At 70.4% G+C, this 11,688-nt stretch carries 12 protein-coding genes and 1 pseudogene; 2 read left to right on the plus strand and 11 right to left on the minus strand.

Annotated features, from left to right (window positions below; all coding sequences use genetic code 11):
* Positions 1–4 precede the first annotated feature (4 nt).
* From ACXJ1Y_RS03460 to ACXJ1Y_RS03470, 3 genes are read right to left on the minus strand one after another with little or no spacing between them, the layout of a single operon-like run.
* Positions 5–913, minus strand: a complete 909-nt coding sequence (locus ACXJ1Y_RS03460) for a plasmid partitioning protein RepB C-terminal domain-containing protein (protein WP_463848768.1) — start codon at positions 911–913, stop codon at positions 5–7.
* Positions 910–1,812 carry a plasmid partitioning protein RepB C-terminal domain-containing protein gene (locus ACXJ1Y_RS03465; RefSeq protein WP_313901544.1) on the minus strand — a complete coding sequence of 301 codons (903 nt, stop codon included), beginning with the start codon at positions 1,810–1,812 and terminating at the stop codon, positions 910–912. The genes ACXJ1Y_RS03460 and ACXJ1Y_RS03465 overlap by 4 nt, the downstream gene beginning before the upstream one ends.
* Positions 1,809–3,365, minus strand: a complete 1,557-nt coding sequence (locus ACXJ1Y_RS03470) for a recombinase family protein (RefSeq protein WP_463848769.1) — start codon at positions 3,363–3,365, stop codon at positions 1,809–1,811. The genes ACXJ1Y_RS03465 and ACXJ1Y_RS03470 overlap by 4 nt, the downstream gene beginning before the upstream one ends.
* A 79-nt stretch (positions 3,366–3,444) precedes the next feature.
* On the opposite strand from ACXJ1Y_RS03470, the gene ACXJ1Y_RS03475 reads away from it, so the two are divergent.
* Positions 3,445–3,807, plus strand: a complete 363-nt coding sequence (locus tag ACXJ1Y_RS03475) for a hypothetical protein (RefSeq protein ID WP_463848770.1) — start codon at positions 3,445–3,447, stop codon at positions 3,805–3,807.
* A 266-nt stretch (positions 3,808–4,073) separates the two neighbouring features.
* Positions 4,074–5,390 (plus strand): annotated as a pseudogene (locus ACXJ1Y_RS03480) (ComEC/Rec2 family competence protein); the annotation flags it as partial.
* Here ACXJ1Y_RS03480 and lexA read toward each other — a convergent pair.
* The 8 genes from lexA to ACXJ1Y_RS03520 form a co-directional block, all read right to left on the minus strand.
* Positions 5,384–6,124, minus strand: coding sequence for a transcriptional repressor LexA (gene lexA / locus ACXJ1Y_RS03485; RefSeq protein ID WP_243956382.1), 741 nt, complete (start codon positions 6,122–6,124; stop codon positions 5,384–5,386). The pseudogene ACXJ1Y_RS03480 and the gene lexA overlap by 7 nt on opposite strands.
* 114 nt (positions 6,125–6,238) lie before the next feature.
* A complete protein-coding gene (locus tag ACXJ1Y_RS03490; protein ID WP_463848771.1) occupies positions 6,239–7,282 on the minus strand; it encodes an EscU/YscU/HrcU family type III secretion system export apparatus switch protein in 1,044 nt (347 codons plus the stop codon).
* A complete protein-coding gene (gene sctT / locus ACXJ1Y_RS03495) occupies positions 7,279–7,995 on the minus strand; it encodes a type III secretion system export apparatus subunit SctT (protein ID WP_463848772.1) in 717 nt (238 codons plus the stop codon). Before sctT ends, ACXJ1Y_RS03490 begins: the two co-directional genes overlap by 4 nt.
* The gene (locus ACXJ1Y_RS03500; protein WP_463848773.1) at positions 7,989–8,729 is read right to left on the minus strand and encodes a hypothetical protein; all 741 of its coding nucleotides are present in this window, start codon (positions 8,727–8,729) and stop codon (positions 7,989–7,991) included. The genes sctT and ACXJ1Y_RS03500 overlap by 7 nt, the downstream gene beginning before the upstream one ends.
* Positions 8,726–9,238 (minus strand): hypothetical protein, encoded by a 513-nt coding sequence (locus tag ACXJ1Y_RS03505; RefSeq protein ID WP_463848774.1) that lies wholly within the window; start codon positions 9,236–9,238, stop codon positions 8,726–8,728. Before ACXJ1Y_RS03505 ends, ACXJ1Y_RS03500 begins: the two co-directional genes overlap by 4 nt.
* Positions 9,214–10,554, minus strand: a complete 1,341-nt coding sequence (gene sctN, locus ACXJ1Y_RS03510; RefSeq protein WP_463848775.1) for a type III secretion system ATPase SctN — start codon at positions 10,552–10,554, stop codon at positions 9,214–9,216. The genes ACXJ1Y_RS03505 and sctN overlap by 25 nt, the downstream gene beginning before the upstream one ends.
* On the minus strand, positions 10,551–11,147 hold the full coding sequence (gene sctL, locus ACXJ1Y_RS03515; protein ID WP_463848776.1) for a type III secretion system stator protein SctL: 597 nt from the start codon (positions 11,145–11,147) through the stop codon (positions 10,551–10,553). The genes sctN and sctL overlap by 4 nt, the downstream gene beginning before the upstream one ends.
* The gene (locus tag ACXJ1Y_RS03520; RefSeq protein ID WP_463848777.1) at positions 11,140–11,685 is read right to left on the minus strand and encodes a nodulation protein NolU; all 546 of its coding nucleotides are present in this window, start codon (positions 11,683–11,685) and stop codon (positions 11,140–11,142) included. The genes sctL and ACXJ1Y_RS03520 overlap by 8 nt, the downstream gene beginning before the upstream one ends.
* Between the last annotated feature and the right edge of the window lie 3 nt (positions 11,686–11,688).

The raw sequence follows: 11,688 nt of genomic DNA on the forward strand, positions 1-11,688 counted from the left end.
GGCCTTAAGCCGCTGTATCTGCAGGCAGGGTCGACGTTACGTCCGCAATCGTCTGGAACTGCTCCAGCAGTTCCGGATAGCTGTCTGTCAGAAATCGATACATCGAACGATTAGCGAGTAGCTTCTTCAGGTATCCTTTGGCGACCGTCAGGTGCAGGTTGTCTCGACTGAACGACTCCTGCACTTCGCCTACGGCTGATTGTAGGTTGTCCAGCTCCCGCTCCAGCCGCGCCATCGCGGCCGGGGTTACATTCTTGGGTGTCGGCTTCGAACCGACGACGAGATCCGCTAGCGGGGTGCCAGCCAGTATGGCGGACGCGTAGGCCACGCTAAAATTGTTGTGCTGGACCATCAACTCGGCGGCGGCCATCTGGCGCAGTGGCTTCATCTTCCGAAGGATGTCGAACACTGAGAGTGGACAGTGCCTATCGTTGAGCTGCGAAACGGCCTCGGCGCAGATGCCGTCGAGCATCTTCACGCGCCGCTTCACGCTGGCCGCCTCCAGGGACATGGCGGCGGCGATCTTCGCCTCTGGCACGCCCCGCTCCAAGGCCCGCAGGATCATGGCTCGCTGCATCACCGGTGAGATCCGGTTGACGCTACGGTTGTAGGTCAGAGCCTCGTCGTCCGTAGACACAAGGCACTCGACGTCGGTCCGGCCCTCGTCCTTGAGGATCTCCACCCGAAGGTGGCCATCGAGGAGGAGGTAACGGCCCGGGGTTGCGGGATCGCGGGCGACGACTGGCGGCTCCACTAGGCCGATCTCCCGGATGGATTGGGCTATCTGAGCGTACTTGTGGCTCGCCTTCAACGTTGGCCGCAGCGTCTTGACTGGCATCAGCGCGGCGACTGGCACGACGAGCAACTCGGGCTCGAACCCAAGTATAAAGTTCCGTTTCTCGACCGCGCTCATGCCAGCCTCCGGGAGACGCGGGCGTCGAGGTCGGCCGGCATGCTGTCGAGGCGTTCGGTGCAGAGCAGGGTTACAAAGTTTCCGTCCTCCTTGAGCCGACGCAGGGCCTCGACCACGAACATCAGCCGGGACTGCGTAACCTCGGCCTTTTTTACAAAGACCCGCTGACGGTCAGCCTCTTGCTGGAAGACGCGTAGCAGTGCGGCAGTCGAGGTTGGACGCCGAGGCTGCTGCTTCTTGCCATAGGGGTTGTCGTCAGCCTTGCGCCCCCGTCTGCTACGGGCATCAAGGAGGCGGCGCACCTTGACGAGCTTGCCACCAGATAGCTTCCCCTCAGCGTAGGCCTGCGTGAGAAGGCCTTGCATACCCTCTTCGTCGGTCCGCGCGATTTCCGCGGCGACACTCAGCGGTAGGACGCCGTTCTCGACCGCGGCAAGGAGGCGTTCCTCGCCCCGCTCGATCAGGCCACCGACCATGTTGACCCACTGCTGCGTGCATCCGATCTTGGCCGCGATCTGAGCGTCAGAGTAGCCGCGCTTGCGCATGGTTCCGACGTCGTGGAGGAGGTCCGCGGGGCGGTGCTGCCGCCGGGCGCAGTTCTCAACCAAGCTCATAACCAGACAGTCCTGCTCGCTGGCCTCTACAATCACGGCAGCGACCTCTGTCTGCCCGAGGGCGACACAAGCCTTGAGGCGCCCCTCGCCGCACACGACACCATAGGCTGCGGATCCGTCACCCGACGGAATGCGAGTGACGGTTATCGGGCGCTTCAAGCCCACTGCGCCGATGTTCTCGACGATTTCCCTAAATTTGCGCTTCTCGCGGGCACGAGGATTAAGCACTGTGATTCTGTCGATCGGGATCATGGCGACCCGCCTGCTGACCACTTCCTCCATCATGCCGCCTCCGTAAGCGTGGCCCTGGCGGCCAGCGAGAAGAAGAATCCGAGGTCGTCGAATCGGTAGCCGTCGAGCAAGAGCCCGTTCCACTCCGCAAGGCGCAGGCGCGGCTCCATCATGTCGATGCGCGGCAGGACGTAGTAGTCGAGCGGCGCGGCGTTCTCCGGCCCCATGCGCACGGCGACGGTGACGTCGGGGGCGATGCCAGCATCAAGGCGTATCCGCCATCGCGCTGAGCCGGCCGCGGTCTCTTGATACCGAGCGATCACAACCGAGGCGGTGAACTCGCCGTTGCACGTAAGCAGATCCGTCGCTGGATCGCGGAGGACCTCGCCCCCTGCGCCTTCCAGCCCCGCCACGATCATCGCAACCACTTCGGGGTGAAGGGAGCGCAGGCGACGGTTGACCTCTAGATAGCGGTAGTCGCGGTCCGGTGCGTAGCCAACGAGCCGGTAGGCCCGCAGCAAGCTCCCGAAGCGGCGCCTATAGACGCTGCTCGATGGCATGTCGTCGCGCTCGTCGATGACGAGGCTCGAAAGGGCCCCCGTGGCGCGCAGCAGTTCCGTCAGCAGGGCCAGCAGTTCCCCATCATCGAACCGGCGGCATCGTTCCTCGACGATGGCCCTGGCGCGCTCGAAGACATGGGTTTCTACCAGGGGCGTGAAGGCGCCCTTGGCTACAACCCACAGCGAGGGGTCGTTCGCGGTCCGGCGCTGCCTCAGCTTGCAGGACACGCGGTTGAAGACGTTATCGCCGACGTATTTTGCGTTCGTAAGTACCTGGTGGACTGTGCCCCTCGTCCAAGCACGACCGAGGTCCGTTGCGATACCGTCGCGGTTGAGCCCATCGGCAATCTCGCGCTCGCCTACGCCGGACGTGAACAAGCAGTACATGCGCCGTACCGTCGCCACCTCGTGCTCCGGGCCGGGGACGAGGACGACGCGGTCAGTCTGAAGGCTCTTCCGCTCACCTTGCGCGAGTTCGGCCTTGACGCCCCCATGCTCGTCGACGAGGAGCCGCCGTAGGCCGTAGCCAGCCATCCCGCCCTGCCGATAGCCGCGCTGGACCAGTCTGCACTGGCCGGCGAAGACCTTGACTGACAGCTCACGGCTGTACTCCCCCGCCATCACGCGCTTTACCGCTTTGAGCAGGGTGGAGCCGATGCTGCCGTCGTTGTCGAACTGCTCGGCGCAGTAGTGCACGGTAATGCCGGCGCGGCGGCATACATGTTCGTGGTAGGCTCCCTCGTCTGCGTCCTGGAAGCGTCCCCATCGGCTCACGTCGTAGACGAGGATGGCCTGAAAATCGGGGGCGCCAGACGTGACGTCAGCCATCAGCCGCTGCAGCGCCTCGCGTCCATCCATGGTTAGGCCGCTGCGCCCGGCATCCTCATAGGTTCTGACGATCTCGAAGCCCCGAGCCTCAGCGAAGCGGCGGATGCGTTCCAGCTGGTTCTCGGTCGAGTATCGCTGGAGATCGGTCGACATGCGCACGTAGGCGACCGCCGGGGCGGCCTCGTCTCCTGAGTTGCCCCTTGTCCTACCCAGACCCACGCCCCGCTCCCTAGCAACCTTGCAGCCGGGACACCGGCCAAAATCCGCGTCTTGGCGTAGCTAGGCACAGGAGCGTGGAATGTCCTTTCCGAAGACGGGCAAGTTCCTTCGGGGCGAAGACGAGGTCTCGTTTGCCGCGATGGTGTCTACGGTGCTTAGAGGTGCGCCGGGCGAACGCCCGGCATCGGTCAAGCAAGTCGCACGATGGACCGGGGCCGGCGAGCGGACCGTGAAGAACTGGTTCTCCGGAACCTGCGCCCCGCGGGGCCACCATTTCCGCAGCCTTGTCCAACATTGCCCCGAAATGCTCGAAGCATTTCTCGCCTCCGTCGGGCGACGGGACCGGATTGCGTTCGCCCGGGTGGAGGAAGCCCGTGAGCGGCTTCGCGAAGCCCTCGCGGTCTTGGACTCAATGACACCGGACGAAAAGTCGAATAGCTGACCGCCGCTCGCGCTGGCCGGACCAACGTAGGTAGGACGAACATCCGACAAGCGTAGCGTACAGTTCCAACTTGCCGCCACGCCCGTCGTGTTGAAGTTGGGCTGCCCGGTCCAAGCGGCAGGTTCACTAGCTCCCAGCGTGAACGCAGCGTTCGTGCGACGCTCACGTTGCTTGGGCAAACGGGCCTGAAGCATTCCGCTGGATGCGAAGATGCCAAGCTAGAACACCGGGCCGTTCTCGACTTTTTATGCCGGCCAACTCGCAACCACGTCGTCTCGATCTCCGGCCTGCACATGGTGCTGGCGGCGGGCGTCGTGTTCTGGCTCGTCCGGGCGCTCCTCGCCCTCGTGCCCCATTGCGCCCTGTTCTGGCCGGTGAAGAAGATCGCGGCCGGCACCGCCATGGCGGGCGTCACCGCCTATTGCGCCTTCTCCGGCTGGGACATCGCCGCCGAGCGCAGCCTCGTGATGACGCTGATCATGCTGGGCGCGATCCTCGTGGACCGGCCCGCCCTCTCGATGCGCAACCTCGCGCTGGCCGCCCTCATCTGCCTCGCGCGGGAGCCCGAGGCGCTGCTCGGGCCGAGCTTCCAGATGTCCTTCGGCGCGGTGGCGGGCCTCGTCGCCTGCGCCCGGCTCATCGACGGACGGCTCTTCCTCACCCCCGGGGCGGGGCGCCTCGGGCGGGCCCTCGGGCTCCTCGCCAGGGCCGTCGTCGGCACGCTCACCACGACCCTCGTCGCGCAAATCGCGACCGCCCCCTTCGCGACCTACCATTTCCAGACGGTGCAGCCCTTCGGCGTGCTCGGCAACGCGCTGACGCTGCCACTCGTCTCGCTGGTGGTGATGCCCTGCGCCGTCCTCGGGACGCTCGCCTATCCCTTCGCCCTCGACCGGCCGGTCTGGTGGATCATGGGGCAGGCGGTGGCGGGGATGCTCGCCATCTCGGACTGGATCGCCGGGTTCGGCCGCTCCGTCCTCGTGGTGCCGGCCTTCGGAACGGGGGCCCTGCTGCTGCTGGCGGCGGCGCTGCTCGTCGCGACCCTGCCGGTCTCGCCCCTGCGCCGCCTCGCCCTGCTGCCGGCCCTGGCGGGGCTGGCCTTTGCCGCCCTGCCGCAGCGGCAGGATCTCTACATCGACCGCCAGGGTGCGGGGGCGGCCTTCCGCGGGGCGGACGGGCGCCTCATGGTACTCGGCAAGCCGCCGGCCTTCGTGCTGGAACAATGGCTGAAGGCCGATGGCGACGGGCGCCGGGCCGGCGACCTCCTCGCGGCGCCCCCGCCGGGCCGCTGCGACCGCCTCGGCTGCACAGCCCGCCTGCCGGACGGGCGAGCCGTCGCCCTGGTGAAGGACCGGCGGGCCTTCCCCGAGGATTGCGCCCGCGCCGTCGTCATCGTCAGCGCGCTGAAGGCCCCGCCCGATTGCGCGGCGCCCCTCGTCATCGACCGGCGTCGCCTCGCGGAGAGGGGCGCCGTGTCGCTCAGCCTCGGCGGCGGCACCCTGGTCCCGACCTATGCCCATGAGGCGCGTCGCGCCCCACCCTGGCGATCCACCCGGGAGCCGGAGCCCCCGGCGGATCAGTAGCGGCGGACGAGGCTCACGAGCCGGCCCTGGATCCGCACCCGGTCGGGCCCGAGGACGCGGGTCTCGTAGGCGGGGTTCGCCGCTTCGAGGGCGATGGAGGAGCCGCGCCGGCGCAGGCGCTTGAGGGTCGCCTCCTCGTCGTCGATCAGGGCGACGATGATGTCGCCGGTGTTGGCGGTCTCCTGCTTGCGGATCACCACGAGGTCGCCGTCGAGGATGCCGGCCTCGACCATCGAATCGCCGCGCACTTCAAGAGCGTAATGCTCGCCGCCGGCCAGGAAGTCCGGCGACATGGTGACGGTGTGGCTCTGGTTCTGGATCGCCGCGATGGGCGTGCCCGCCGCGATGCGACCCATGACCGGGATGGCGACGCCCCGGAACTCTTCATAGGCCCGCGGCTGCGGCGCGGCGGCCGGCGGCAGCTTCGCAAGGCCGCCCTCGACCACGCTCGGGGTGAAGCGCCGGGGCTCCGGCGCGGCGGCAGCGGCCGCCTCGGCGGCTTCCGCCCCGCGCCCCAGGGCGTCGGGGAGGCGAATCACCTCGATCGCCCGCGCCCGGTTCGGCAGGCGGCGCAGGAAGCCGCGCTCCTCCAGGGCGGTGATGAGGCGGTGAATGCCGGATTTCGACTTCAGATCGAGGGCATCCTTCATCTCATCGAAGGACGGCGGCACGCCGCATTCCTGCATCCGCTGCTGGATGAAGCGCAGGAGGTCCAGCTGCTTGCGGGTGAGCATGGGTCGGGTCTCGCAAAGGGGCGCCGGGCGCAAAGAAACAAATCGCGAACACGTTAGGCGTTCCGCAAGTGTTCCGCAAGAGACAAGCTTGGCCTTGGGTGAGCGGGCAGGACGTCAGGTCTGCATGGTGGCGTAGATCGCCTGCGCCGCCCGGTCGAAGAAGCGGTTCGGCAGGATCATGCCGGGCGGGACCTTCTTCGCTAGGGAGACCGCGAGCCATTCGTCCACCACGGTGGGGATGCGCAGCTCTGCCCCGGCCGCGAGCATCGCGTCGGCCCGCTCGTTGCGGGCGCGGCAGACGATGACCGGCGCGGTGCCCTCGCTCGCCACGTAGCGCAACCCGACCACCACGCCGCGTCCGCGGATCAGGATCGTCGCGCGGTCCAGCCCGGTGCGGGGGAGCGACGCGGCCTCCTGGCGATGGCGGCGATGGGCGTTGCGCACATGCGGATCGCCCTCCTGATCCTTGTGCTCCTTCTTCACCTCGCTCTTGCTCATCTTCATATCGCGCAGGAACAGCCAGCGCTGGATCAGCACGTCCGAGAGGCCGGCGGCGAGGGAGATCCCGGCCCCGGTATGGAGGAGGGACGTCGCGTTCGCCGCGATGAGCGAACCGATGCAGGGCATGCCGCAGGCCGGCAGGAGCGGGAGCAAGCGCACGGTCTCCAGGACGATCGTGAACAGCGCCGCCCCGAGGATCAGCGCCTTGAGCAGGCCCTTGCCGAGTTCCACCAGCGCCTTCGCGGCGAACAGCCCGGCGAGCCCCTTGATCGGGTTGAGCTTCGAGAACTTCGGCTTGAGCGGATCGAGGGAGATGACCACGCCCTGCGTCGCGAGCACGCTGGCCAGGACGACCATCACGAAGATGAGGCCGAGCAGGGGCAGGAGGGTGATCGCCGCGAGGTCGGCGAGGTTCGCCGCGACCTGCGGAAGCGCCTCCGCGAAGGGCGCGTTCTGGAGGCGCAGGGCCTGCCGCATCGCGTCGCGCAGGCGTTCGGTCAGGCTCCCGGACTGGCCGGCGAGGAGCATCGCGGCGGCGGTGAGGGTCAGGGCGCCGACGAGGTCGCGGCTCTTGGCGACCTGCCCTTTCTTGCGCGCGTCCTGAATCTTCTTCCGGCTCGCGGGGTGGTTCTTCTCCTCGCTCGATCCGCCGCTCACCGCAGGAACTGCCCGAGTCGCGCGGCAAGCTCCCGCGTGGTGGCGACCTCGCCCCCGACGTAGTGGAACAGCGCATGGGCGTAGACGAGCAGGAACGCCACCGACGCCGCGTTCTTCAGCACCGCCCCCAGCTCGCCGAGGTGGAGCGAGGGCGCGATCCGCCCGAGCAGCGCGACGCACAATTCCAGCAGCAGCATCAGCCCGATCACCGGCCCGCTGACGGTGAGCCCCACGCGCAGCACGTGGTCCACGATGCGGCCGACCTCGTCCGCCGCGTCGCGTTCGGAGGCGAAGCCGGGCAGGGCGCTGCCGACCGGCCAGAGGGTGTAGCTGCCGTAGAGGATGTCCACGACGAGGTTCATTCCGTCGGCGGCGACGAAGATCGTGATCGCCAGGAGGCCGAGGAGCAGGTTCATCGCCGAGGATTGCGACTTCGACGAGGGATCGCTCGGCCCCGCCGGGTTCGAGATGCCGCGCTGGCTGTCGATCAATTCGCCGACCGCCTGGATCGCCCAGAACGGCGCACCCATCAGGTAGCCGATGACGAGCCCGACGAAGAGCTCCTTGAGCCCGATGAGGGTGAGGCTCGCGGCCGAGAGGTCGGCCGGCACGAGCCCCGCCGTGCCGATGACCGGCAGGGCCAGGGCGAAGGCGAAGGCCATCCGCAGCAGGTTGCCCAGTTCCGCGCGGGTGAAGACCGGCAGGATCAGCATGAGGCCGACCGGCCGTCCGCCACCGCCATCGCGGCATGGGTGGTGCCGAGGACGAGGCGGATCGCCCGCCGCTTCGGATGCCAGAGGTCGGGCAGCACCACGTCGCCGGGGCTGAGCCCGGCGATCTGCCCCGCGCTCAGCCGCGTGATGCCGGCCTCCCAGGCGAGGGGCAGGCCGATCTCGGGCACCGGGACATCCCGCTTCGGCAGCCCTTGCAGCAGGGCGAGCACCGCGTCCGTCGCCGCGCCGGAGGGCGGCAGCGCGAGGGAGGCCGTGAAGGCCGCGCCGTCCAGCGCCCCGTCGAGGCGCAGCGCCACCGTGCCGGACCGGCGCGCGGCGGGGGCCACGGCCTTCACGCGGAGCGTCCTGGCGGCGATGCCCTCGGCGGCGTCGAGGAGGGGGGCGAGGGCGAGTTCGAGGAGGAAGAGGCCCGCCGGCCCCGGCGGCAGCGTGGGGAGGTCCGCCTGCACCGCCCGCGCGAGCCGGTCGAGGATCGCCCCCGGCAGGCGCAGGGTGAGCGTGTCCGCCTCCGCGACGGCGAGGGTGATCTCGGTGTCCTCCGGCGACGGGGCGGGCTCGTCCGCGACTCCGGCGGGGGCGAGGCGCAGGGCCAGCCCCTCGATCATTGCGGAGAGGCCGTCGCGGGGCCGCGCGGCCACGTTGATCGCCGCGACCGCCGCCGGATCGATCCGCGTGCGGGGCGCGTAGCGCCGGGGGGAGGGACCAGCGTTCATCGGCGCACGCGCGCGGCCCCGAGCCGGTCCAGGGTGTCGTCCTCGGCGGCGGCTTCCTCGGCCCGCTCCGCCGCCGCCCGGCGTGCCGACAGGATGCGGGTGCGGACCCGCTCCCACCGTTTCGCCTCGCCCATCCGGGCGGCGTGGCGGGCGCGGGCCTGCTTCAGCACCGTGGTGGCGGCCTCGGCATCGGCCGCGCGCTCTCTCACCCGCCCATGGGCCTTCGCGACCTCATCGGCCCATCCCGCGATCCGCAGGCGGGCCTCCATGAGGGCGGTCAGGCCGAGGGAGGCGCTGTCGAGCTTGGCCCGGAGCGCCCGCTCGTTCTCCAGGCGCTCGGCCTCCCGGGCCTCGGCCTCCCGGCCGGCGCGCAGGGACTCCGCTTGCGCCATCTCCCGCGCGGCGACGCCGGCGCGGACGGCGCGGCGCGCCTCGTCCTCCCGGCGGCTCCGCAGGGTCTGGAGCCGGGCCAGATCGACCGGCCTCACGCGACGAGACGCTGCATCCACGCGACGCTCTCCTCGAAGGCGGTGGTTTCGTGCTCGCCCTGGCGCAGGAAGCCGCGCAGGTCTTCGATCCGGGCGATGGCCTTGTCGGTGATGGCGTCGGAGCCGGACTTGTATTCCCCGACCTGCACGAGGAATTCGGCCTCCTGGTAGCGGGCGAGCAATTGCCGGAACCGGCCGGCGGCCTTCACGTGCTCCGGCGCGGCCACCGCGCCCATCACGCGGGACCGGCTCACCAGCACGTCGACGGCGGGGTAGTGATTCTGCGCGGCGAGGCTCGGGGAGAGCACGATGTGCCCGTCGAGGATGCCCCGCGTCTCCTCCGCGATCGGGTCGCCCCCGCCGTCGCCCTCCACGAGGACGGTGTAGAAGGCGGTGATCGAGCCCGTCTCCCCGGGCCCCGCCCGCTCCATCAGCCCCGGCAGGCTGGCGAAGACGGAGGGCGGGAAGCCGCGCCGCGTCGGAGGCTCCCCCGCCGCCAGCCCGATCTCGCGCAGCGCCCGGGCGAAGCGCGTGACCGAATCCATCAGCAGGATGACGCGCCGGCCCTCGTCCCGGAAATGCTCGGCGATGGCGGTGGCGGCGTAGGCGGCCTGCATCCGCTCGATGGCCGACCGGTCGGAGGTCGCCACCACGAGGACGCTGCGGGCCATGCCCTCCGCCCCGAGATGGCGCTCCACGAATTCGCGCACCTCGCGCCCGCGCTCGCCGATCAGCGCCATCACGCAGATGTCCGCCTGCGCGCCCTTCACGATCTGCGCCATCAGCGAGGACTTGCCGCCGCCGGGCTCGCCGTAGATCCCGAGGCGCTGCCCGTCGCCCACGGTGAGCAGGCCGTCGATGACGCGCACGCCGAGGGGCATCGGCCGCGCGATGAGTTGCCGCTTGAGCGGGTTCGGCGCGGTGCCGCGCAGGGAGCGGGTCCGGCAGCCGGCCAGGGAGGCGCCGTCGTCGAGGGGCCGCCCCCGGCTGTCGAGGATGCGCCCGAGGAGGGCCTCACCCACCGGCACCTCGACCATCCGGCCGGTCGGCACCACCTCCGTGCGGGCGGACAGGGACTCGATGGCCCCGATGGGCGTCAGGATCGCGGCCTCGTCGGTCAGGCCGACCACCTCGGCCTCCAGGCGGGTGTCGCCGGCGGGATCCTCCAGCCGGCACAATTCGCCGATGCGGACGCCGGGCACCACCGCCTGGATCACCGTGCCGATGGCCGAGACGATGCGCCCGCGCACCGGGCGCGTGTCGACGCCGGCAACGGCCGCGCGCAGGCGGGGCAGGGCCTCCGCGAGCCCGCCTTCGGTGGGGCCCCGCTCGCTCACGGCCGCGCCTCCGCCCGGAGGAGCCCGTCGCGCAGGGCCCGCAATTGCGCCTCGACGCCGAGTTCGACCCGGCCGACCGCGCTCCGCAGGGTGCATTCGCCGGGGGCGAGGCTGGGATCGGGCTCGATCCGCAGGGCGTGGCCGCCGAGCCCTTCCAGGGCCTTGCGCACCGCATCGGCCTCGCCGGGGGCGAAGCGCAGCACCGCCTGGGCATCGGGGCGAAGCCGTTCCACCGCGTGACCGACGACGCGGGCGATGCGTTCCCCCGGCTCGAACTCGCCGAGGATGCGGGCGACGAGGTCGTGGACGAGGGTCGGCAGGTCTCGCTCCAGGGCCGCGATGTAGTCCGTCGCGCGGGTCGCGGTCTCGGCCAGGAGGCGTGCCGCCTCCTCGGCCCCCGCCGCGCGCCCCTCCGCATGGCCGCGCGCCCGTTCCGTCTCGAGGAGATCGCGGGCCCATTCCCTGGCCTGCGTGGCGTGCTGCCGCGCGGCGACGAGCGCCGCCTCCGCCTCGCCCCAGATCGCCACCTCGGCAGCTTTCAGGATCGGGCCGTCGGGACGCAGGCGCGGGGGTGTGGGGGAATCGTCAGACACCGGAACCGGCCTTCGCATCCCCTTGCGGCGTGAAGGAGCGCGCGACCGCCTCCATCACCGCCTCCGCGTCGACGGCGTCCGAGGGCTCCGCGCCGGCCAGCCCGGGGGGCAGCGCCAGGAGGATCGCGGCGCGCAACGGCGCCGCACGGGTCCGCAGCCACGCGTCGAGGCAGGCCGCGCCGTCGCGGCGGATCGCCCCCGCGAGGTCGCCGCCGTGATCGCGGGCGGTCGCCTCCGCCCCGTGGCGCAGGCCGAGGGCATGGGCCTCCCGCCCGATCGCCGCCACCAGGGCCGCCACGTCCGGTCCCGTGAGAACGCTCCGGATCGCCCGTCCGTGCAGGATCGCCCCCGCCCGGCACACGGCCTCCGCAGGGTCGGCGAGGAGCCATGCGGGCGCGTCCCCCGCTCCCACCGGGCCGGTGCCGAACCAGGCGTCGAAGCGCTCGTTCAACCGCGCGCAGGCGAGGAGGCGGGCGATGGTGGCATCGCTCAGCCCCCCGTGGAGGGTGGCGCGTACCCGGTCCGGATGGATCCGCATCGT

The sequence above is a fragment of the Methylobacterium sp. TK26 genome (assembly GCF_055361565.1).

Coding starts and splice junctions, on each gene's coding strand:
- sctT (WP_463848772.1), bottom strand. CDS start 7,995: ATGCTGATCCTGCCGGTCTTCACCCGCGCGGAACTGGGCAACCTGCTG.
- lexA (WP_243956382.1), bottom strand. CDS start 6,124: ATGCTCACCCGCAAGCAGCTGGACCTCCTGCGCTTCATCCAGCAGCGG.
- ACXJ1Y_RS03475 (WP_463848770.1), top strand. CDS start 3,445: ATGTCCTTTCCGAAGACGGGCAAGTTCCTTCGGGGCGAAGACGAGGTC.
- ACXJ1Y_RS03465 (WP_313901544.1), bottom strand. CDS start 1,812: ATGATGGAGGAAGTGGTCAGCAGGCGGGTCGCCATGATCCCGATCGAC.
- ACXJ1Y_RS03520 (WP_463848777.1), bottom strand. CDS start 11,685: ATGCGGATCCATCCGGACCGGGTACGCGCCACCCTCCACGGGGGGCTG.
- ACXJ1Y_RS03460 (WP_463848768.1), bottom strand. CDS start 913: ATGAGCGCGGTCGAGAAACGGAACTTTATACTTGGGTTCGAGCCCGAG.
- ACXJ1Y_RS03500 (WP_463848773.1), bottom strand. CDS start 8,729: ATGAACGCTGGTCCCTCCCCCCGGCGCTACGCGCCCCGCACGCGGATC.